Source organism: Herbaspirillum sp. NPDC087042 (assembly GCF_044745245.1).
GTDB lineage: Bacteria > Pseudomonadota > Gammaproteobacteria > Burkholderiales > Burkholderiaceae_D > Herbaspirillum.
Map to the genome: position 1 here is coordinate 237,936 of NZ_JBIUZW010000006.1, position 21,139 is coordinate 259,074.

Genomic DNA, 21,139 nt, shown 5'->3' on the forward strand with positions numbered 1-21,139 from the left:
TGCCGGCACCGAAATGCCGGCGGGGTTGATGTGCAACAGCAAAATCAGTCAGGACCTCATGCAAAAACTCATGCGCGGCGACGGCGACGCAGGATGTCCAGGTACACCGCCAGGATGATGATCACGCCGGTGACCACCGTCTGCCATTCCTGCGCCACCGACATGATGCGCAGGCCATTGACCAGCACGCTCATGATGAACGCGCCGATGATGGTGCCCAGGATGGTGCCGGTGCCGCCCGAGAGCGAGGTGCCGCCGATCACCACGGCGGCGATCGCGTCCAGCTCGTAGCCCTGGCCCAGCGCCGGCTGCGCCGAGTTCAGGCGCGAGGCGATGATCAGGCCGGCGATGCCGCACACGGCGCCCGAGAAGGTATAGACCGCGACCTTCCAGAAATCCACCTTCACGCCCGACAGGCGCAGCGCTTCCTCGTTGCTGCCCAGGGCGAAGGTATAGCGGCCGAACACGGTCTTGTTGAGGATGACCGAGGCACCGATGGCCACGATGAACAGGATCAGCACCGCATTGGGAATGGGCAGCGCCGGGATCAAGTCACCGATCAGCGAATCCTGGGCGATGGCGGTGAAGCCCTCGGTATCGTTGAAGTAGATCGGACGGGTGCCGGAGATGACCAGCGACAGCCCCTTCAGGAGCATCATCATGCCCAGCGTGGCGATGAAGGGCGGCACCTTGAGCTTGGCGATCACCATGCCCGAGACCCAGCCCGAGAGCGCGCCGAAGAAAATCGCCGCGACGATGCCCAGCGGCAGCGGCAAACCCCAGTTGGTCAGCACCACCCCGGCCATGACGGCGCAGAAAGTCATCATGGTCCCCACCGACAGGTCGATGCCGGAACTGATGATGACGTAGGTGCAGGCGATGGCCAGCACGCCGTTGACAGCGGTCGATTGCAGGATGCTCACCAGGTTGTCCACCTCCAGGAAATTGCTGGAGGCGAAGCTGAAGAACACCATCAGCAGCAACAGGCTGGCGAAGGCCAGCAGCTTCTGGCGCGCGGCCGGGTTGAACAGGCGGGCGCGCAGGCCCGGGGAAGTCTCTGGAGTGGCCATGGATGCGGTGGGAGCGGAGTGGATGTTGTTTGCCATGATCGTCGGTGCTCTGGGTTCGGATGGAATGGGGCGGCGTGGTCTCGTGGGCGCCTGGTCTCGTGGGCAGGTGGCTAGAGCACCGCCGATTCGCGTTGCGTGGCCAGCTGCATGATCTTTTCCTGGGTGGCCTCGGCGCGCGAGAGTTCGCCCGTCACGCGCCCTTCGCACATCACCAGGATGCGGTGGCTCATGCGCAGCACCTCGGGCAGTTCGGAAGAAATCATGACGATGGCCTTGCCTTGCGCGGCCAGGGCGTCGAGCAGCTTGTAGATCTCGCTCTTGGCGCCGATGTCGATGCCGCGCGTGGGCTCGTCGAAGAACAGGATGTCGCAGTCGCGCAGCAGCCACTTGGCAATCACGATCTTCTGCTGGTTGCCGCCCGATAGCAGGCGCGCCTGCTGTTCCACCGACGGCGTCTTGATGGCCAGCTGGCGCACATAGCCCTGTGCCGCCTCGCGGATGGCGCGCTGGTCCATGAACCCGGCGCGGGTGAAACGGCCCATGCTGGAAAGCGCGATATTGGCCTGTACATCCATGCCCACGGCCAGGCCGAAGTGCTTGCGGTCTTCCGACAGGTAACCGATGCCGTGCGCCACCGCATCGGCCGGCGACTTGATCAGCGCCCGGCCACCATGAATGATGATCTCGCCCGACTCCAGCGGATCGGCGCCGAAGATGGCGCGTGCCACCTCGGTGCGGCCAGCGCCCATCAAGCCGGCAAAGCCGAGGATCTCGCCGCGCCGCAACTGGAAGCCGACCTCGCGGATGGCGCGACCACGATTGAGGCCCCGCACCTCCAGCACCACCTCGTTGGCTGAGGTATCGGGCGGGGTACGCTGCTCGCCATCGAGGGCGCGGCCCACCATCATGGCGATAATGCTGTCCATGGACGTCCCCTCCATGGGGACGGTGGCGATGTACCTGCCATCGCGCATGACGCTGACGCGATCGGCGATCTGGCGCAATTCATCCATCTTGTGCGAGATGTAGACAATGCCCACGCCCTGCGCCTGCAGGTCGCGGATGATGCGGAACAGTTCGCCGATCTCGGCATTGTTGAGCGCGGCCGTCGGCTCGTCCATGATCAGCACGCGCGAATCGAAGGACAGCGCCTTGGCGATCTCCACCATCTGCTGGCGTGCCACGGTCAGCTCGCCCACCGGTGTGCGCGGATCCAGGTCCAGGCGCATGCGCGCGAAGATGGCGGCGGCCTGGCGGTTCAGCTGGTCTTCGTCGACGAACAGGCCGAAGGTACGGCGCGGCTCGCGCCCGATGAAGATGTTCTGTGCCGCCGTGAGGTGATTCATCAGGTTCAGTTCCTGATGGATGATGCCGATGCCCAGGGCCTGCGCCTGGCGCGGCTCGCCGATCTCCACCGGACGACCATCCAGCAGGATCTCGCCACTGTCACGCTGGTACACGCCGGATAGGATCTTCATCAGCGTGGACTTGCCGGCGCCGTTCTCGCCCATGAGGGCGTGGACCTCGCCGGCGGCCAGCTCGAACTGGCAATTGTCCAGCGCCAGCACGCCGGGAAAGCGCTTGCTGACGTTACGTAGCGCAATCAGCGGGGCCGGCGGGGCCAGTGCTGCGTCCTGGCTGGAAGAAATGGCCGACGGTGTGGATGATGCGGATATTGCGGGCATTGCGCTTGTCTCCTGGTCTTCTTGCTTGCTCACCTCGGATGCATTGCCGGCCCTGTCTCGGGTCCTTGTCGATGCGCGATGCGACTCTGCGGTCGCTGTGCCGGTGTTCCGGCGATTTTGCAATTCTTGTGATTCTTGTGATTCTTGCTGCTTTTATGATTGCTGCTCTTTCGATTGCGGCCCCTTCAGGCCGCTCTCATGGCTGCTGTGCCAGATCGAAGATGCGGGTCATCGTCACCCACTTCTCGCCCTCCGGAGTCCATGGCGTGGGCGCCTGGAAGCGCCACATCAGCGCCTCCCACTCCCGCACGCGCGGATCATCCTGCATGGCGGCGGCCATCGCCGCCGCATCGTAGCGGGCATCGTCGGTCTCCATCACCATGGTCATGCGCGTGCCGAGGCGGTAGATTTCCATCCCGGTCACGCCATGCCGGCGCAGGTGCTGCGCGATCTCTGGCCAGATGCGGCGATGCTGCGCCTCGTACTCGGCGATCAGGGCCGCATCGTCCTTCAGGTCCAGGGCCAGCAGGTGTCGCATGTGCGGCTCCTTCAGGTCAGGGCGCGGTCGAGATGGGTATAGCCCCCATCGACGAACACCCACTGCCCGGTAGTATGGGAGGAGCGCCCCGACAACAGGAATACGGCCATGTCGGCCATTTCCTCCGAGGTCGTGAAGCGCTTGCCCAGCGGGATCTTGCTGGTGATGGCATCGAGCTTTTCCTGGGGATGCTCGAAGGTGGCGATCCATTTCTCGTACAGCGGCGTCATCACCTCGGCCGGGATCAGCGCATTGACGCGCACGCCATCATCCCGCAGGGCTGCAGCCCATTCGCGGGTCAAGGACAGTTGCGCGCCCTTGGAAGCGCAGTAGCCACTGGTATTGCCCTGGCCGGTGAGCGCAGTCTTGGAAGAGACATTGACGATGGCACCACGCGTGGCCTTCAGGTGCGGCACGCAGTAATGCGCCATCACGTAATAGTGGATCAGGTTGCGCTCCAGCGAGGCCACGAAGTCGTCGCGGCCAGCCTCCAGCCCCACGCTGTCGTTCACGCCGGCATTGTTGACCAGGCCATCGAGTCGCCCGAAACGCTGGACGGTCTCGGCCACCGCCTCGCGGCAACGGGCGTCGTCCTGCAACTCCAGCTGGAACAGCGCGGCACGGGGTTGCAGCTCCAGCAGGCGCGCCCAGAACTGCGGTTCCGGCTCGCTACGTGCAAATACCACCGGGATGGCGCCCTCGGCGGCCAGTTGCATGCTGATCGCGCCGCCGATGCCGGAGGCACCGCCGGTCACGATGACGACCTTGTCTTGCAGGTTCAAGTCCACTTCAGTCTCCGTAATCTTTTATATCGTTTTCGGTACCTGCTGCTGCGAACTAGCCACGAAAGCGGTACTGCTCCAGTGACTCCGGCTTCATCTCGATGGAGAAGCCCGGCCGGCTCGGCGGCATGTAGGCGGCGTTCCTGACCACGCAGGGATCGATGAAGTGCTCGTGCAGGTGATCCACATACTCGGTCACGCGCCCTTCCTTGCTGCCGGAGATGCACAGGTAATCGATCATCGACAGATGCTGTACGTATTCGCACAGGCCGACGCCGCCAGCATGCGGGCAGACCACCTTGCCATACTTGGCGGCCATCAGCATCACGGCCAGGATCTCGTTGACACCACCCAGGCGACAGGAATCGATCTGCACCACGTCGATGGCATCACGCATGATGAATTGCTTGAACAGCACGCGGTTCTGGCACATCTCGCCGGTGGCGACCTTGACCGCACCGATGCCTGCACGGATCTTGCGGTGGCCTTCCACATCATCGGGTGAGGTCGGCTCCTCGATGAACCAGGGCTGGGCGAACGCCAGGGCATTGACCCAGTCGATGGCCTGGTCCACTTCCCAGACCTGGTTGGCATCGATCATCAGGCGGCGCTCCGGCCCCAGGACTTCGCGGGCGATGCGCACGCGGCGCTTGTCGTCTTCCAGATCGCGGCCGACCTTGAGCTTGACGTGGCTGAAGCCGGCATCGATGGCTTCCTGGCACAGGCGGCGCAGCTTGGCGTCGTCGTAGCCCAGCCAGCCGGCCGAGGTGGTGTAGCAGGGATAGCCTTCCTGCTGCAGGATGCGCAGGCGCTCGCTCTTGCCCGCGGCCTTCTCGCGCAGCAGCGCCAATGCTTCCGAGGGCGTGATGCAGTCGCTGATGTAGCGGAAGTCGATGGTGCGCACCAGCTCCTCGGGCGACATGTCGGCCACCAGTTGCCACAGCGGCTTGCCGGCGGCCTTGGCCCACAGGTCCCAGGCGGCATTGACCACGGCGCCGGTGGCCAGGTGGATGGCGCCCTTGTCCGGGCCGATCCAGCGCAGTTGACTGTCGGAGGTGACGTGGCGCCAGAAGCGGCCCATGTCGGCCGCGATCCATTCCAGCTCCAGGCCCACCACCAGATGTTCCATGGCGCGGATGGCGGCGCAGCAGATCTCGTTGCCACGACCGATGGTGAAGGTCAGCCCGTGGCCCTTCAACGCGTCGTTGTCGGTGTCGAGGATGACATAGGCAGCGGAATAGTCCGGGTCCGGATTCATCGCATCCGAGCCGTCCAGCGACTGCGAGGTGGGAAAGCGCACGTCCAGCACGCGCATGGCGGTAATCTTGGTCATCGGTCTCTAGGTTGGATCGCCGATCCTGACGGCACGCTGCCAACGTGAGCGTACGCCGGTCTCCTCGGCGGGCAGACTGCCGTGTCGGCGGCCTGCCATTTTTATCGTCTCCAGGGCTTGGGCCCCGATTCACTCACAAATAAAATATGTTTTCATCTGTGAGAAACAGAGCATAACCTCGATTATCCTCTCATTGACGAGCCGACCCGATGAAGTTTCTGGGACAACCGATATCGATTCATGAATGACAAAGTACCAACAATATTTGAACCAGTAAAAAATACTTTTACAAATAAAATGGTGTCACCCATAAAATCACCTACAATCCAGACCGGAAATTGAGGCATTCATTCAAATAATTTCGGTAATCCGAGACAAATCCCACGTCGACACGAGCGACCAGGCCACCATGCCCAGAACCAGGAAAATCAATCCATCCGACGCCGATGTCATGCAGACCGCCGCCGTCGACGAGATCGGCGATGACAGCGGCGCCGCCAAGAACCGCTATGCCGCGCCGGCCCTGGACAAGGGGCTGGATATCCTGGAACTGCTGAGCCGTTCCGAGCAGATGCTGACCCTGAACCAGATTTCCCGGCAACTGGGGCGCAGCGTCAACGAGATCTTCCGCATGGTGGTGACGCTGGAGCAGCGCGGCTACCTGATCGCCGACAACGACCACTACCGCCTGTCACTGAAACTGTTTGAACTGGCCCACCACCACCAGCCGATCCGCTCGCTGGTCAGTACCGCCCTGCCGCACATGCGCGAACTGGCCAACCGCGCCGTGCAATCGAGCCATCTGACGGTCTACGAGGCTGGCCGCGTGATCGTGGTGGCCCAGGTCGACAGCCCCGAGCGCTGGGCCTTCGGCCTCAAGGTCGGGGCGCTGGTGAGCCTCACCGATACCGCCTCCGGCCATGTGCTGCTGGCCTTCCGTGATGACGCCGAGCGCGCCAGCATGCTGGCCGCGCATGTGCGCATGGATGGTGAACAGGAGATCGAAGCGGCGCAACTGATGCGCCAGATCGACGAGACCCGCAAGCGCGGGCACTCTCGCATGGAGAGCCGCCAGATCCGCGGCGTCATCAACCTGTCCTATCCCATCATGGGCGCCAACAACCGCATGCTGGCCGCCCTGAACGTCCCCTATATCGAACGCATCGACAAGAAGGTCAATCCCAGCCTGGACGAAGTACAAGGCATCGTCCAGGAAATCTCGGCGCGACTGTCGCGCCTGATGGGCGACTCCAGCTTCGGCGCCTGAAACTAGCCACCGAAACGCGCTTCGGGCAAGCCGCGCAGACCAGTCAGGGCGACCGAGAACAAGGCGCCGGCCGACGGGTCCTGCGCGCGCTGCTCCGCGCTCATGCCCTCATGGGCCGTCGTCACGTAAAGGGTATCGAGGGCGGCGCCACCGAAGGCCACGCAGCTGGGCTGGGCGGCAGGAATATCGACGACGCGATCAATGCTGCCATCGGGTGCAAAGCGCACTACCCGCGCCCCGCCCCACTGGGCGTTCCAGACGTAGCCCTCGGCATCGACCGTGGAACCGTCGGGACTGCCAGGCTGCTGCGTCAGGTCGGCAAAGACACGCTGGCCACTGACCGCACCGCTGGACCGATCGTAGTCGCAGACCATGATCTTGTTGGTCAGGGTGTCGCAGTGATACATCAGCCGCCCGTCGGGGCTGAAGCAGATGCTGTTGGAAATGGCGATACCCGGCAGCGGCAGGCGCTCCAGGATCAGATCGGTGTTGAGCCGGTAGAAGCTGGCGATGGGCTCCCGGGCGGCGTCTTCATTGAGGGTGCCGAAGACGAAACGGCCCTGGCGGTCGCAGCGACCATCGTTCAAGCGCGTGCCGGGGAGGTCGTCCTCGACCCGGCAGATCGGCGTGATGGTGCCGGTGGACAGATTGAAGAATGCCAGGCGCGAGGCCAGGCCGATCAGCAATTGTTCGGGATCGGCCGTGAAGGCGTAGCAGCATAGCCGCTCGGGCATGCCCCAGCTGCGCGTGGCGCCGCTTTGCGGGTGGTGGTTCCACAGGCGCGCGGCGTGGATGTCGGTCCAGAAGACCGATTGCGAACGTTCGCACCACAGCACACCTTCGCCCAGTTCATGTTGTCCATCGACCAGCAATTGCGCATTCATCGGGGTTCCGCCTGCAAATCAAGTAAATGAGTAAAACGATTTAAACAATATAGATCCGTACACTGGCGTGCAAATCGCCCGCCACAACGACAAAAAAGGGTGGGCTTGCGCCCACCCTCAACTACATCAAGACCACCTCAGGAAGGATTACAGATACTACTAATCGTTACATTAGAACGAGTGGGCGATACCGAAGTAACCACCGGTCTGGCTCAGGCCAGACGGACCGACGTTGCCGCCGTTTTCCAGCGCGTGGCTGGCACCCGTGCCGTTATGAACGGTACCGATGTCCACGTACAGCAGGGTACGCTTGGACAGGAAGTAGTTGATACCGGCCATGTACAGGTTGGCAGTGCCGCCGCCGTTGCCCGTGCCGTTGGTGACGGAGGCATTGTTGGCGTTGACGTGGAACCATGCACCCACCAGTTGCAGTTGCGAGGTCACGTCATAGTTGGCACCCACCCAGTAGTGGTTGGCGCGGTCCGGAGCACCGGCGGCAGCGTCAGGTGCGCGCAGGTTTTCGTAACCGGCGAACATCTTGAGCTTGTCGAACTTGTAGGTACCACCCAGGATCAGCTCCTTGGAGTGACCCCAGATGTCGCTGTAGTTGCCGTTGGAATCGCGGACCACGTCATAGATGGCGCGCAGTTCCAGGCCGTTCTTCTGGTAGGCCAGGGAGATGCCATCCTTGCGGCCATCGCTGGAGCCAGTGTTGGTCACGCCGCCGTTGAACGAACCCGGCTTTTCACCCAGGCTGGTCTGCAGGCCGACGGTGAAGCCACCCATGTCAGGGCTGTTGTATTCGATGATGTTGCTGGCGCCCGGCCAGTTGCGGCCGTTGACCAGGCTAGCTGTGCCGATAGCCTGCTGGCCGGTCGGATCCAGATACCAGATGTCGTTGTTGATGAACAGGTTCTTACCGAACTTGATCGAGCCAGCGCTGGCCGAGGACAGGCCGACGTAGGAACGACGATTGAACAGTGCGTTACCGTTGCTGGTATCCGAACCGTTGAAGCTGCCCTTGGTCGAATTGAAACCGGACTCCAGCAGGAAGAAGGCATTGGTACCGCCGCCCAGGTCTTCCGTACCCTTGAAGCCGATCATGCTGGTACCCCACTGGTTGTTCGCCGCGCTCCACTTGGAGCCGGTACCGTTGGCGCCCGCATTGGTCTGGAAGTCAACACCTGCCACGACACGGCCGTAGATGGTGACGCTGCTGGTTTGTGCTTGTGCCGATGCCGAGAATGCACCCATCAGCGCGAGCGCGCACAGGGTCTTTGCTCCAGTAAAGGATGGCTTCACTTGCTTCATGAATAGTCTCCGTGGATATTGCCGTTTAAATTTTTTTCGTCGGTGGGCTTGGTCGTGCAGCGCTTGCACTTCAGACCCCGTGAATCCTGACGGACCCCTGACGGTCTCCCAACTTTTTGTTTTGATGCTGCCCGACCTTCTCTTCTTTCATCCCGGAAGCTGCGTTCGATGGTTTGTACAGCCCGGAATGTGGCTAGATACTAATTTTTACGTTCATGTCTTTCCAATGAATTCTTTAGCATTTCCGATATGCGATTTGATATCATGAATTTCTAATAAAAAATCTACTTACAAAACCTAAAAAATATCCCCCGGAGACTTATGAAGAACAGTGATCCCAACTGGTTTCTGCGGGCGCGATTGAAGACCCGCCAGCTCCTTCTGCTCATCGCCCTCGACGACACCCGCAATATCCACCGCGCCGCCAGCGAGCTGAACATGACGCAGCCGGCTGCTTCCAAGCAACTCAAGGACCTTGAGGACATGCTGGGCGTGTCGCTGTTCGAGCGCCTGCCGCGCGGCATGCGGCCCAGTATCTATGGCGAGGCGATGATCCGCCACGCGCGCATGGCGCTGACCAGCCTGTCCAAGGCGCATGAGGACATCGTGGCGCTCAAGTCCGGCCTGTCCGGCCAGGTCGACGTGGGCGTGATCCTCTCGCCGGGCATGGCCCTGCTGCCGCCGGCCATTGCACGCGTGAAAGAACACGCGCCGATGCTGCGCATCGGCGTCGAGGTGGAAAGCAGCAACATCCTGCTCTCGCGCCTGCTGCACGGCGAGCTCGATTTCATCATCGGCCGCATCCTCGACGAGGAAGCCCGCAGCGGGCTGGTCTATGAAGAGCTGGCCGATGAACCGGTCTGCGCGGTGGCCCGTGTCGGTCATCCCTTCCAGTCACGCACCGACCTGACCCTGGCTGACCTGGCCGGCGAGGCCTGGATCATGGCCCCCAAGGGCAGCATCCTGCGCGCGCGCTGCGACCAGATGTTCCGCGAGCAAGGCCTGGCGCCGCCCTCCAACGTGGTCGATACCACGGCCATCCTGTTCATCACCAGCCTGTTGCAGCAGACCGATTTCATCTACGCCATGCCCACCGAGGTGGCGCGCTACTACACGCAGGCCCGCCTGATGGACATCCTGCCCATCGAACTGCCCTGCCGCATGGCCGGTTTCGGCATCATCACGCGCCAGGACAATCTGCTCTCCCCAGGTGCCAACCTGGTGCTGCAGGCCATCCGTGAAGTGGCGAAAATGATTTACTGATATCGGATCCGGGTGCGGAGCCAGGCCATTATGTGGCGCCCAAGCCTCATTTCGCCCCGGAGTTTTATTAAGAAATGTAAGGAAGAGTAAGTCGACCTGAGAGAAATAAAAAAAACGGATCGCCTGATATTTTCCGACCCACAGAAAATTAAAAAAAGCAGCAGCAAAAAAACAACAGGAAACTAAGTTTTTTGCGCAAAAAAAAGAGTCGCCATACGGCGACTCTTTTCCCTGGATCAACAGGCAGGCCCGAATTCCCCTTAGGGAAGGCCAATAGCGGTCCTCAGACCCAGCCTGCATCCACGATGAATTCCTGCGCGGTGCACATCGCACTGTCATCGGCGGCCAGGAACAACACCATGCGCGCCAGATGCCAGGGCAGCAGGTCGCCCTGCAGGCACTGGTTGCGGGCGATGGCCTTCTTGCCTTCTTCATCCAGCCACAGCTTGATCTGGCGCTCGGTCATCACCCAGCCCGGCGTCACGGTATTGACGCGGATCTTGTGCGGACCGAGGTCGCGTGCCAGACCACGGGTCAGGCCCAGGGTCGAGGCCTTGGCCGTGGTGTAGACCGGGAAGCCGCCACCGGACTGGTGCCAGCTGATCGAGCTGAAGTTGATGATGGAGCCGCCACCACGGCGCTTCATCCCTTCCACCACCGATTGCACGGCAAAGAAGGAGGGACGCTGATTGATGGCAATGCGGTCGTTCCAGTACTCCAGCGTCACCTCTTCCAGGGTGTGACGCTGGTCGTTGGCGGCATTGTTGACCAGCACGTCGAAGTCGCCCAACTGGGCTTGCAGTTCGGCGATGGTGGCCTGGAACGCCGGGATGTCGCGCAGGTCGCAATGGCGGAACAGCGGCTTGGGATGGCCGGCCGCCGCCACTTCATTGCACAGCGCTTCGCTGGCTTCGCTGGCGATATCGACGAAGGCCACCTGCGCGCCCTGTTGCGCAAACGCTTCCACGATGGCCGCGCCGATACCGGTGCCACCACCGGTGATGAAGACGCGTCGGCCCTTGAGGCTGGGGAAGTTCGCCAGTTGTACGTCCTGCGGGGTATTGCTCATGTGAGGTTTCCTTGCTGGCCAGTATCGTCGCCACGCGGCGACACTGGCCCATTCAATGGGTAAAAGATCAGTGCGAGTGCTTGGGCACGGCCGCGCCACGGCAGCCGACCAGGAAGTCGAAGTCGCACCCTTCGTCGGCCTGCAGCACGCGGTCCACGTACAGCGACTGGTAGCCGCCGACCATCTCGGGCTTGCGTTCGGCCAATACCTTGGCGCGTTCGGCCAGGCGACGCTGCATCTCTTCGTCGCTGACGTCCAGCTGCAAGCGGCCGGCATAGGCGTCGAGTTCGATGAAGTCGCCATCCTGCACGATGCCCAGCGGACCACCGGCCGCAGCCTCCGGCGCCACATGCAGGATCACGGTGCCGTAGGCGGTGCCGCTCATGCGCGCGTCCGAAATACGGACCATGTCCTTCACGCCGGTGGCCAGCACCTTGGGCGGCAAGCCCATGTTGCCCACTTCGGCCATGCCGGGGTAACCCTTGGGGCCAACGTTCTTCATCACCAGCACGCAGCTGGCATCGACGTCCAGTTCCGGATCGTTGATGCGTTCCTTGTAGTGCGCGAAGTCTTCGAAGACCACCGCGCGACCGCGATGCTTCATCAGTTCGGGGGTGGCGGCCGAGGGCTTGAGGACGGCACCGCGCGGGGCCAGGTTGCCACGCAGGATGCAGATGCCGCCATCCTCGATCAGCGGCTTGGCCAGCGGGCGCACGACTTCATCGTTGTAGATCGGCGCGTCCTTGACGTTGTCCCACATGGTCTGGCCGTTCACGGTCAGCGCATCCGGGTGCGGCAACAGATCGGCTTCGCCCAGGCGGCGCATCACCGCCGGCAGGCCGCCGGCGTAATAGAACTCTTCCATCAGGTAGCGGCCCGAGGGCTGCAGGTCGACGATGGTCGGGGTGCCACGGCCGATGCGGGTCCAGTCTTCCAGTTCCAGGTCCACACCGATGCGGCCGGCGATGGCCTTGAGGTGGATCACGGCATTGGTGGAACCGCCAATGGCGGCATTGGTACGGATGGCGTTCTCGAAAGCCTTGCGGGTCAGGATCTTGGAGAGGGTCAGGCCCTCCCAGACCATGTCGACGATGCGCATGCCGGACAGGTGCGCCAGCACATAGCGGCGCGCATCCACTGCCGGAATGGCGGCATTGTGCGGCAGCGACACGCCCAGCGACTCGGCCATGCAGGCCATGGTCGAGGCCGTACCCATGGTGTTGCAGGTACCGGCCGAGCGCGACATGCCGGCTTCAGCGGCCATGAAGTCGTGGATGGTGATCTCGCCGGCCTTGACCTGCTCCGACAATTGCCACACCACGGTACCCGAGCCAATGTCGCGGCCCTGGTGCTTGCCGTTCAACATCGGACCGCCGGTCACGACGATGGCCGGCACGTCGCAGCTGGCCGCGCCCATCAGCAGGGCCGGGGTGGTCTTGTCGCAGCCGGTCAGCAGCACCACGCCATCGATGGGATTGCCACGGATCGATTCTTCCACGTCCATGCTGGCCAGGTTGCGGGTCAGCATGGCGGTGGGGCGCAGGTTGGATTCACCGTTGGAGAACACCGGGAACTCCACCGGGAAGCCACCGGCCTCGATGATGCCGCGACGCACGTGTTCGGCGATCTTGCGGAAGTGGGCGTTGCAGGGCGTCAGCTCCGACCAGGTGTTGCAGATGCCGATGACCGGCTTGCCCTGGAACTCGTGATCGGGGATGCCCTGGTTCTTCATCCAGCTGCGGTACATGAAGCCGTTCTTGTCGGCGGTACCGAACCAGCTGGCCGAGCGCAGTGTGCGGCTCTTGTCTTTCTTGTCGCTACTCATTGTTGGATTCCTGGTGTCTGACGAAATCGAATCTGGTGGTCCCGAATGCAAAAGGCGGGCTGCGCCCGCCTTGGTCACCGGTGTTACTTGTTCTTGTTATAGACGTCGAAGCACACGGCCATCAGCAGCACGAAGCCCTTGATCATCTGCTGGTAGTCGATGCCGATGCCCATGATGGACATGCCGTTGTTCATCACGCCCATGATGAAGGCGCCGATGACCGCGCCCATCACCTTGCCCACGCCGCCGGAGGCAGAGGCGCCGCCGATGAAGCAGGCCGCGATCACGTCCAGTTCGAAGCCCAGACCGGCCTTGGGGGTGGCGGTGTTCAGGCGGGCCGCGAAGATCAGGCCGGCCAGCGCGGCCAGCACGCCCATGTTGACGAAGGTGAAGAAGGACACGCGTTCGGTCTTGATGCCCGACAGCTTGGCCGCTTTCTCGTTGCCGCCCACCGCATAGACGCGACGGCCCAGCGTGGTGCGGCTGGTGATGAAGGTGTAGAGCACCATCAATGCGAACATGATGATCAACACGTTGGGCATGCCGCGATAGGTCGACAGCAGGTAGCTGAAGGCGACGATGGCGGCGGCGAACAGGCCGTTCTTCAACAGGAAGAACAGCACCGGTTCATCTTCCATGCCGTGCTTGGTCTGCTTGCGGCGGCCATGCAGCTTGACCAGGATCAGCACGACGGCGGCGATCACGCCCACCATCAGCGAGGTGGTACGGAAGGTGGCGCTGCCGGTCAGTTCAGGGATGAAACCCGAGGACAGCATCTGGAAGGTCTGCGGGAACGGGCCCAGGGACTGGCCCTGCAGCAGCGCCAGCGCCATGCCCTTGAAGACCAGCATGCCGGCCAGGGTGACGATGAAGGACGGGATCTTGAAGTAGGCGATCCAGTAGCCCTGCGCCGCGCCGATCAGGCCGCCGGCGATCAGGCAGACGATCGAGGCCGGCACGAAGCCCCAGCCATAATCCACCATCAGCACCGCTGCCAGTGCGCCGATCAGGCCCACCACCGACCCCACGGACAGGTCGATGTGGCCAGCCACGATGACCATCAGCATGCCCAGCGCCATGATGACGATGTAGCTGTTCTGCAGCACCAGGTTGGTCAGGTTCAGCGGACGCATCAGCGTACCGTCGGTCATGATCTGGAAGAAGGCCATGATGGCCACCAGCGACATCAGCATGCCGTACTCGCGCATGTTGTTCTTCAGGAAGCTGCCGTAATCCTTCTTCTCGGCCGCTGCGCCGCTGGCGACTGCCGCTTTCTTGCTCATGTCAATGCTCTCCATTGTCTTGCTCCTCGGGTGCTCTCTGGTCTTGATATTGGTGATTGCCGCCGGTTTGGCTCCGGCTTGGTATCCTGCGTTCAGGCGGCCTGTGACAGGCCGGACTCATCGATGCGCTTGTTGCGCATGATGGCGCGCATGATGCTTTCCTGCGTCGCCTCGGCCTTGGGCAGGTGGCCCACGAACTGGCCTTCGTTCATCACGTAGATGCGGTCGCACATGCCCAGCAGTTCGGGCATTTCCGACGAGATCATGATGATGCACTTGCCCTCGGCAGCCAGCTTGCTGATGATGTTGTAGATCTCGAACTTGGCGCCGACGTCGATACCGCGCGTGGGCTCATCCAGGATCAGCACTTCGGGCTGCGAGAACAGCCACTTCGACAGCACCACCTTCTGCTGGTTGCCACCGGACAGGTTGACCACCTTCTGCAGCACGCTGGAACAGCGGATGCGCATCTGGCTCTTGAAGTCGGCGGCCACCTTGTATTCACGCGCCTCGTCGATAACGGTACGCTCGGACACGCCGCCCAGGTTGGCCAGCGAAATGTTCTTCTTGATGTCTTCTTCCAGCACCAGGCCATCGCCCTTGCGGTCTTCGGTGACGTAGGCGATGCCGTGATGGATGGCCTTGCCGATGGTGGACAGGTCTACCGGCTTGCCGTGCAGGAACACCTGACCGCTGATCTTCTTGCCATAGGCACGACCGAAGACGCTCTTGGCCAGCTCGGTGCGACCGGCCCCCATCAGGCCCGCGATACCGACGATCTCGCCGGCGCGTACCGTCATGTTGACGTCCTTGATGGCCAGGCGATCGCTGTGCAGCGGATGGTGCACGCGCCAGTCACGCACCTCGAAGATGACCTCGCCGATCTGCGGATCACGCTGCGGGTAGCGGTCGGCCATCTCGCGGCCCACCATGTGCTGGATGATGCGGTCTTCGCTGATGGGCTCGGCGCGGCAGTCGAAGGTATCGACCGTGCTGCCGTCGCGCAGCACCGTGATCGAATCGGCGACCTTGGAAATCTCGTTGAGCTTGTGGGAGATCAGGATCGAGGAAATGCCCTGGTTCTTCAGCTCCAGCAGCAGTTCCAGCAGCGCATCGCTGTCGCTCTCGTTGAGGCTGGCGGTGGGTTCGTCCAGGATCAGCAGCTTGACTTCCTTGGAGAGCGCCTTGGCGATCTCGATCAACTGCTGCTTGCCCACGCCCAGGTCACCGACCTGCGTCTGGGGCGACTCCTTCAGGCCGACCTTGGCCAGCAGCGCCTTGGCGCGCACATAGGACTGTTCCCAGTCGATCACGCCGCCGGTGGCCTGCTCGTTGCCCAGGAAGAGGTTCTCCATCACCGACAGCAGCGGCACCAGCGCCAGCTCCTGGTGGATGATGATGATGCCCAGGTGTTCGCTGTCGCGGATATCCCTGAAGGCGCGTACCTCACCCTTGTAGACGATGTCGCCCGAATAGGAACCGTGGGGATAGACGCCGGACAGGACTTTCATCAGCGTGGACTTGCCGGCACCGTTCTCGCCGACAATCGCATGGATCTCGCCTTCGCGCACCGCCAGGTTGACGTTGTTCAACGCCTTCACACCCGGGAAACTCTTCTCGATGCCGCGCATTTCCAGAATGTTGCTCATGATGCTGACCTCTCTTCTGCCGGTCTTGCGTTAATCACGTAACCGGACTTTTAAGTCTCGTATGCGTTGCATGTGAGCAAGCGCATCTTCCTGAAAGTATTAGTCCCGCACAGGGCGGGACTATGCTGTTCTTTTTGAGTGATCTTCTTGCGGATGATTCAGCAGGCGGCGCAGTGCGGGTTGCATGCTGGCCGCCCGCCCTGCTGCTTACTTGACCTGCGCTTCGGTGTAGTAACCGCTGCCGACCAGGATTTCCTTCCAGTTCGACTTGTCGACCACGACCGGCTTCAACAGGTAGGAGGGCACGACCTTCACACCGTTGTTATAGGTCTTGGTGTCGTTGATCTGGGGCTGCTTGCCACCCAGCACGGCATCGACCATACCGACCGTGACCTTGGCCAGTTCGCGGGTGTCCTTGAAGATGGTGGAGTACTGCTCGCCACGGATGATGGACTTGACCGACGGCACTTCCGCATCCTGACCCGAGACGTACGGGAACGGCTGTTGCGGGCTACCGTAGCCTACGCCACGCAGCGAGGACAGGATACCGATGGACAGGCCGTCATACGGCGACAGCACGGCATTGACCTTGGCGTTGGTGTAGTAGGCCGACAGCAGGTTGTCCATACGGGCTTGGGCGGTAGCCGGATCCCAGCGCAGGGTCGCGACCTTGTCCATGCCCATCTGCTTGGAGCGCACCACCAGCTTGCCGCTGTCGATGTAGGGCTTCAGCACCGACATGGCGCCGTTGTAGAAGAAGAAGGCGTTGTTGTCGTCCGAGGAACCGCCGAACAGTTCGATGTTGAACGGACCCTTGCCATCCTTCAGGCCCAGCGCCTTTTCCAGCGATTGTGCCTGCAGCACGCCGACCTGGAAGTTGTCGAAGGTGGCGTAGTAGTCGACGTTCTTGGAACCACGGATCAGGCGGTCATAGGCGATGACCTTGACGCCCTTGTCGGCGGCCTTCTGCAGCACGTCGTTCAGCGTGTTGCAATCTATATCTGAGATCACCAGTACCTTGGCGCCCTTGGTCAGCATGTTCTCGATCTGGGACAGCTGGTTGGGGATGTCGTCTTCAGCGTATTGCAGGTCGGTCTGGTAACCCTTTTCCTTCAGGACCTTGACCATGTTGTTGCCGTCGGCGATCCAGCGTGCCGAGGACTTGGTGGGCATGGCCACGCCGACCAGCGCCTTGCTTTGCGCGCTCACTTGCGCGCTGATGGACATCAGGGTCACGCCCAGGCCGAGTGCAATGCCGGTCAATACCGATTTGATTTTCATGCTTAGAGTCTCCAGTTTGTTATGGAATGGCGTGTTGTAGTTGTCGTCCAAACAGCGCCGCGATTCCTGATCAATGACATGCAGAGCAACTGTTTTGCGGGCTCTACATTAATGTCTTTACCAATACATTTCTAATGATTTTTTGAGCGTAATGGATATGTTTTTCGGTATAACTCCCTCTATGTAAAGTTATCTAAACTAATCTTAGAAAATCCCTCTCAAGCCCCGGCTGGCGCGGCTTTCGCCGATGCCACCGGTTTGCCGCGCAAGGCCCCCAGCGAAATCACCCGCTGCGCCACGCAGAAGACGAACAGCAGCGCGCCAATGAAGATCTTGGTCCACCAGGAACTGAGGCTGCCATCGAAGGCAATCAGGGTCTGGATCACCCCCAGGATGAGCACGCCGGTGAGCGTGCCGGCCACATAGCCATAGCCTCCGGTCAAGAGCGTGCCGCCGATGACCACCGCCGCGATCGCATCGAGCTCCACGCCCTGCGCATGCAGGCCATAGCCGGACAGCATGTAGAAGGAGAACAGCACGCCGGCCAGCGCCGCGCACAGGCCGCTGAAGGCATAGACCAGGATCTTGGTGCGCCCCACCGGCAAGCCCATCAGCAGGGCCGAGGATTCGCTGCCGCCGATGGCGTAGACGGCACGCCCGAAGCGGGTGCAATGGGCCATCCAGATCGCCAGCGCCAGCATGGCCAGGGCGATCACCACGCTGGGCGAGATGAACAGGCCCGCCAGTTCCAGCCGGGTCTGCGACATTGCCACGAACAGCGGTTCGTCGATGGTGATGGAATTGATGCTGATGAGGTAACACAGGCCACGCGCCAGGAACATGCCGGCCAGCGTGACGATGAAGGCCTGCAGCTTGAAGTAGTGGATCATGGCGCCCATGGCCGCGCCGAAGGCCGCGCCCATGGCCAGCACGGCAGCGATCACCAGCAGCGGCGGCCAGTGCCAGCTCTGCAGCAGGTAGGCCGAGACCATCGTGGTCAGGGCCAGCACCGAGCCCACCGAGAGGTCGATGCCGCCGGAGAGGATCACGAAACTCATGCCGATGGCCACCACCAGCAGGAAGGCATTGTCGATCAGCAGGTTCAGCATCACCTGGGGCGAGAGGAAGCCGTCATAGCCGACGGCGCCGGCGACCAGCATCACCACCAGCAACAGCACCGTCACCAGCGACGTGAACCAGGGCGCGCGCGAGGCGCGGCGCAGGGAATGCGACAACATCATGATGCTGACCTCTTGAACATGCGACGGAATTCGGGCGACTGCGACAGGCACACCAGGAACACCACGATGGACTTGACCACCATGTTGACCTCGGGCGGCACACCCAGCGAATAGATGGTGTAGGTCAGCGTCTGGATGATGAGTGCGCCGATGACGCTGCCCACCAGGCTGAACTTGCCACCGGCCAGCGAGGTGCCACCCAGCGTGACGGCCAGGATGGCATCGAGTTCCAGCAGCAGGCCGGCATTGTTGGCGTCGGCGCTCTTGATGTTGGAGGCGATCATCAGCCCGGCCAGGCCGGCACAGGCGCTGCAGAACATGTAGACGAAGAAGATCAGCGCCGCCGTACGGATGCCCGCCAGGCGCGAGGCCACCGGGTTGATGCCGACCGATTCGATGAACAGGCCCAGCGCGGTCTTTTTCATCAGCAGCGCCAGCAGCACGAACATGGCCGCCGCGATGAAGAGCGAGAACGGCAAGCCCAGCAGGTAACCACCGCCGAGGAAGAAGAAGGGCTTGTAGTACACCGTCACGATCTGCCCGTCGGTGAGCAACTGCGCCAGCCCGCGCCCGGCCACCATCAGGATCAGCGTGGCGATGATGGGCTGCAGGCCCAGGCCGGCCACCAGCAGGCCGTTCCAGGCGCCACACAGCAGCGAGGCCCCCATCGCGGCGGCCAGCGCCCATATCATCGGCACATTGCTGACATACTGCGACACGCCATCGACCACCACCATCTTGCCGCCCACCAGGATGGCCGCCATCGCCCCGGAGATCGCCACAACAGCGCCCACCGAGATATCCACGCCGCGCGTGGCGATGACCAGGGTCATGCCCAGTGCGGCCAGCATCAATGGCGCGGCGCGGTTGATGATATCGATCAGGGCGCCATAGAGGTGGCCGTCCTTGATCTCCAGCCGGAAGAAGCCAGGCACCAGCAACAGGTCGATCAGCAGCAACACCGCCAGCGCGGCCAGCGGGCGCACCAGCGGGTGACGCAGCAGCCAGCCCAGCATGGGCGCGCCGCTCTGCCCGGCGGCGTCGGGAATCAGTTTGGAATCCATGGAGGCACTCATGCGGCTTCTCCCGCGATCACCTGCAGCACCGACTGCTCATCGAGCTGGCCGCGCTCATACTCGCCGCAGGCGCGACGGTCGCGCAGCACCAGCATGCGGTCGCTGCAACGCAGGACTTCGGGAATCTCCGACGAAATGAAAAGAATGGACATGCCCTTGCGGCACATGGCGATGACGAAATCCATGATCTCCTGCTTGGCGCGGACATCGATGCCGCGCGTGGGTTCATCCAGGATCAGCATGCCCGGATCGGTGGCCAGCCAGCGGGCCAGCAAGGCCTTTTGCTGGTTGCCGCCGGAGAGCAGGCCGATGGGCGTCTCCAGGTCGGCGGTCTTGATGCCCAGCCATTTCACGTAATCGGCGGCGATCTGGTTCTGGCGCTTGCGCGGCAGCACGCGGAACAGGCCCTGCCTGGCCTGCAGGGCCAGGATGATGTTCTCGCGCACCGACAGTTCGAGGATGGCGCCTTCCTTCTTGCGGTCCTCCGAACAGAAACCGATGCCGGCCGCAATCGCATCGCGCGGCACCGTGAACTTGACGCTGCGCCCCTCGATGCGCAACTGGCCGCTATCAGCGCGGTCGGCGCCGAACAGCAGGCGCGCCATCTCGGTACGCCCCGAGCCCAGCAGGCCGCACAGGCCATACACTTCGCCGCGTCGCAATTGCAGCGTCTGCGGCGACAGCACACCGCGCCGGCCGAAATCATCGGCCTGCAGGAAGACCTCGCCACGACTGGCTTCGCCGGTCGACAGCTCGGCGGCCAGGGCCTCGGCACCGGCCTCGACCTTGCGGTGATCGACCGCCGGTGCGCCCACCATCTTGTTGACCAGCTCCAGTCGCGACAGCTCGGCGACCAGGTATTCACCCTCGCGCAAGCCATTGCGCAAGACGGTGATGCGGTCCGAAATCTCGTAGGTCTGGTCCAGGAAATGGGTCACGAAGAGAATCGCCATGCCCTGTTCGCGCAGGCGGCGCAGCACCTTGAAGAGCTGCTGCACCTCGGCCTCATCGAGGCTGGAGGTGGGCTCGTCCAGGATCAGCACCTTGGCCGAGACCGACAGGGCGCGCGAGATCGCCACCATCTGCTGGATCGCCAGCGGATAGGACGACAGCGGCGCGCCGACATCGATATCGATCTGCAATTGCTGCAGCAGCTGGCGCGACTGCGCATGCACGCTCTTCCAGTCGATGCGGCCGAAGCGGCGCGGGTAACGCCCCACGAAGATGTTCTCGGCCACCGACAGGTTGGGACACAGGTTGACTTCCTGATAGACCGTGCTGATGCCCAGCCCCTGTGCCTCCAGGGTGGAGGCCGGCGCAATGGGCCGGCCATCGAGTTCGATGCGCCCGCCATCGGGCTCGTAGACGCCGGTCAATACCTTGATCAGCGTGGACTTGCCTGCGCCGTTCTGTCCCATCAGGGTATGCACTTCCCCCGGGAACAGACGCAAGCCGACATCGCTGAGCGCCTTCACGCCCGCGAATGCCTTGTGGATACCGGAAAGTTCCAGCATGGGGCGCGCCTGCGCCCCGGGTGCCATCGTCATTGCAACTCCATCAAAACACCTCATGCCCATCAAAA

General features: G+C 62.4%; 17 protein-coding genes. 2 read left to right on the forward strand and 15 right to left on the reverse strand.

What is annotated here, in order from left to right:
* Positions 1-68 precede the first annotated feature (68 nt).
* The 5 genes from ACIPHN_RS10920 to ACIPHN_RS10940 all read right to left on the reverse strand — a co-directional run bounded on the left by ACIPHN_RS10920 (position 69) and on the right by ACIPHN_RS10940 (position 5,408).
* Complete coding sequence (locus tag ACIPHN_RS10920) at positions 69-1,106, reverse strand: ABC transporter permease (protein ID WP_400436018.1); 1,038 nt, start codon at positions 1,104-1,106, stop codon at positions 69-71.
* 74 nt (positions 1,107-1,180) lie between these two features.
* A complete protein-coding gene (locus tag ACIPHN_RS10925; protein ID WP_400436020.1) occupies positions 1,181-2,755 on the reverse strand; it encodes a sugar ABC transporter ATP-binding protein in 1,575 nt (524 codons plus the stop codon).
* A 196-nt stretch (positions 2,756-2,951) separates the two neighbouring features.
* Positions 2,952-3,293, reverse strand: coding sequence for an L-rhamnose mutarotase (locus ACIPHN_RS10930; RefSeq protein ID WP_400436022.1), 342 nt, complete (start codon positions 3,291-3,293; stop codon positions 2,952-2,954).
* A gap of 11 nt (positions 3,294-3,304) precedes the next feature.
* The gene (locus tag ACIPHN_RS10935; protein WP_400436024.1) at positions 3,305-4,081 is read right to left on the reverse strand and encodes an SDR family oxidoreductase; all 777 of its coding nucleotides are present in this window, start codon (positions 4,079-4,081) and stop codon (positions 3,305-3,307) included.
* Positions 4,082-4,130: 49 nt separating this feature from the next.
* Positions 4,131-5,408: an L-fuconate dehydratase gene (locus tag ACIPHN_RS10940; protein WP_400436026.1), complete on the reverse strand. Its 1,278-nt coding sequence runs from the start codon at positions 5,406-5,408 to the stop codon at positions 4,131-4,133.
* A 409-nt stretch (positions 5,409-5,817) separates the two neighbouring features.
* Here ACIPHN_RS10940 and ACIPHN_RS10945 point away from each other — a divergent pair, with 409 nt between their 5' ends.
* A complete protein-coding gene (locus tag ACIPHN_RS10945; RefSeq protein ID WP_400436027.1) occupies positions 5,818-6,675 on the forward strand; it encodes an IclR family transcriptional regulator in 858 nt (285 codons plus the stop codon).
* A 2-nt stretch (positions 6,676-6,677) separates the two neighbouring features.
* Here the strand turns inward: ACIPHN_RS10945 and ACIPHN_RS10950 are convergent, their stop codons facing one another.
* The gene (locus ACIPHN_RS10950; RefSeq protein ID WP_400436029.1) at positions 6,678-7,559 is read right to left on the reverse strand and encodes an SMP-30/gluconolactonase/LRE family protein; all 882 of its coding nucleotides are present in this window, start codon (positions 7,557-7,559) and stop codon (positions 6,678-6,680) included.
* Between the two features lie 171 nt (positions 7,560-7,730).
* Positions 7,731-8,870: a porin gene (locus tag ACIPHN_RS10955; protein WP_400436030.1), complete on the reverse strand. Its 1,140-nt coding sequence runs from the start codon at positions 8,868-8,870 to the stop codon at positions 7,731-7,733.
* Positions 8,871-9,191: 321 nt separating this feature from the next.
* Here ACIPHN_RS10955 and ACIPHN_RS10960 point away from each other — a divergent pair, with 321 nt between their 5' ends.
* A complete protein-coding gene (locus ACIPHN_RS10960; RefSeq protein ID WP_400436032.1) occupies positions 9,192-10,133 on the forward strand; it encodes a LysR family transcriptional regulator in 942 nt (313 codons plus the stop codon).
* Between the two features lie 283 nt (positions 10,134-10,416).
* On the opposite strand, the gene ACIPHN_RS10965 is transcribed toward ACIPHN_RS10960, so the two are convergent.
* The 8 genes from ACIPHN_RS10965 to ACIPHN_RS11000 form a co-directional block, all read right to left on the reverse strand.
* On the reverse strand, positions 10,417-11,202 hold the full coding sequence (locus ACIPHN_RS10965) for an SDR family NAD(P)-dependent oxidoreductase (RefSeq protein ID WP_400436033.1): 786 nt from the start codon (positions 11,200-11,202) through the stop codon (positions 10,417-10,419).
* A gap of 67 nt (positions 11,203-11,269) precedes the next feature.
* Positions 11,270-13,027, reverse strand: a complete 1,758-nt coding sequence (locus tag ACIPHN_RS10970; protein ID WP_400436035.1) for an IlvD/Edd family dehydratase — start codon at positions 13,025-13,027, stop codon at positions 11,270-11,272.
* Positions 13,028-13,110: 83 nt separating this feature from the next.
* On the reverse strand, positions 13,111-14,325 hold the full coding sequence (mmsB, locus tag ACIPHN_RS10975) for a multiple monosaccharide ABC transporter permease (protein ID WP_400436036.1): 1,215 nt from the start codon (positions 14,323-14,325) through the stop codon (positions 13,111-13,113).
* 77 nt (positions 14,326-14,402) lie between these two features.
* The gene (gene mmsA / locus ACIPHN_RS10980; RefSeq protein ID WP_400436038.1) at positions 14,403-15,959 is read right to left on the reverse strand and encodes a multiple monosaccharide ABC transporter ATP-binding protein; all 1,557 of its coding nucleotides are present in this window, start codon (positions 15,957-15,959) and stop codon (positions 14,403-14,405) included.
* A 207-nt stretch (positions 15,960-16,166) separates the two neighbouring features.
* Entirely contained in the window at positions 16,167-17,240 is a 1,074-nt protein-coding gene (chvE, locus tag ACIPHN_RS10985; RefSeq protein WP_400436040.1) for a multiple monosaccharide ABC transporter substrate-binding protein, read from the reverse strand.
* A gap of 218 nt (positions 17,241-17,458) precedes the next feature.
* Positions 17,459-18,481, reverse strand: coding sequence for a galactofuranose ABC transporter, permease protein YjfF (yjfF, locus tag ACIPHN_RS10990; protein WP_400436042.1), 1,023 nt, complete (start codon positions 18,479-18,481; stop codon positions 17,459-17,461).
* On the reverse strand, positions 18,478-19,557 hold the full coding sequence (locus tag ACIPHN_RS10995) for an ABC transporter permease (protein WP_400436043.1): 1,080 nt from the start codon (positions 19,555-19,557) through the stop codon (positions 18,478-18,480). Before ACIPHN_RS10995 ends, yjfF begins: the two co-directional genes overlap by 4 nt.
* Complete coding sequence (locus tag ACIPHN_RS11000; RefSeq protein WP_400436045.1) at positions 19,554-21,104, reverse strand: sugar ABC transporter ATP-binding protein; 1,551 nt, start codon at positions 21,102-21,104, stop codon at positions 19,554-19,556. The genes ACIPHN_RS10995 and ACIPHN_RS11000 overlap by 4 nt, the downstream gene beginning before the upstream one ends.
* Positions 21,105-21,139 lie beyond the last annotated feature (35 nt).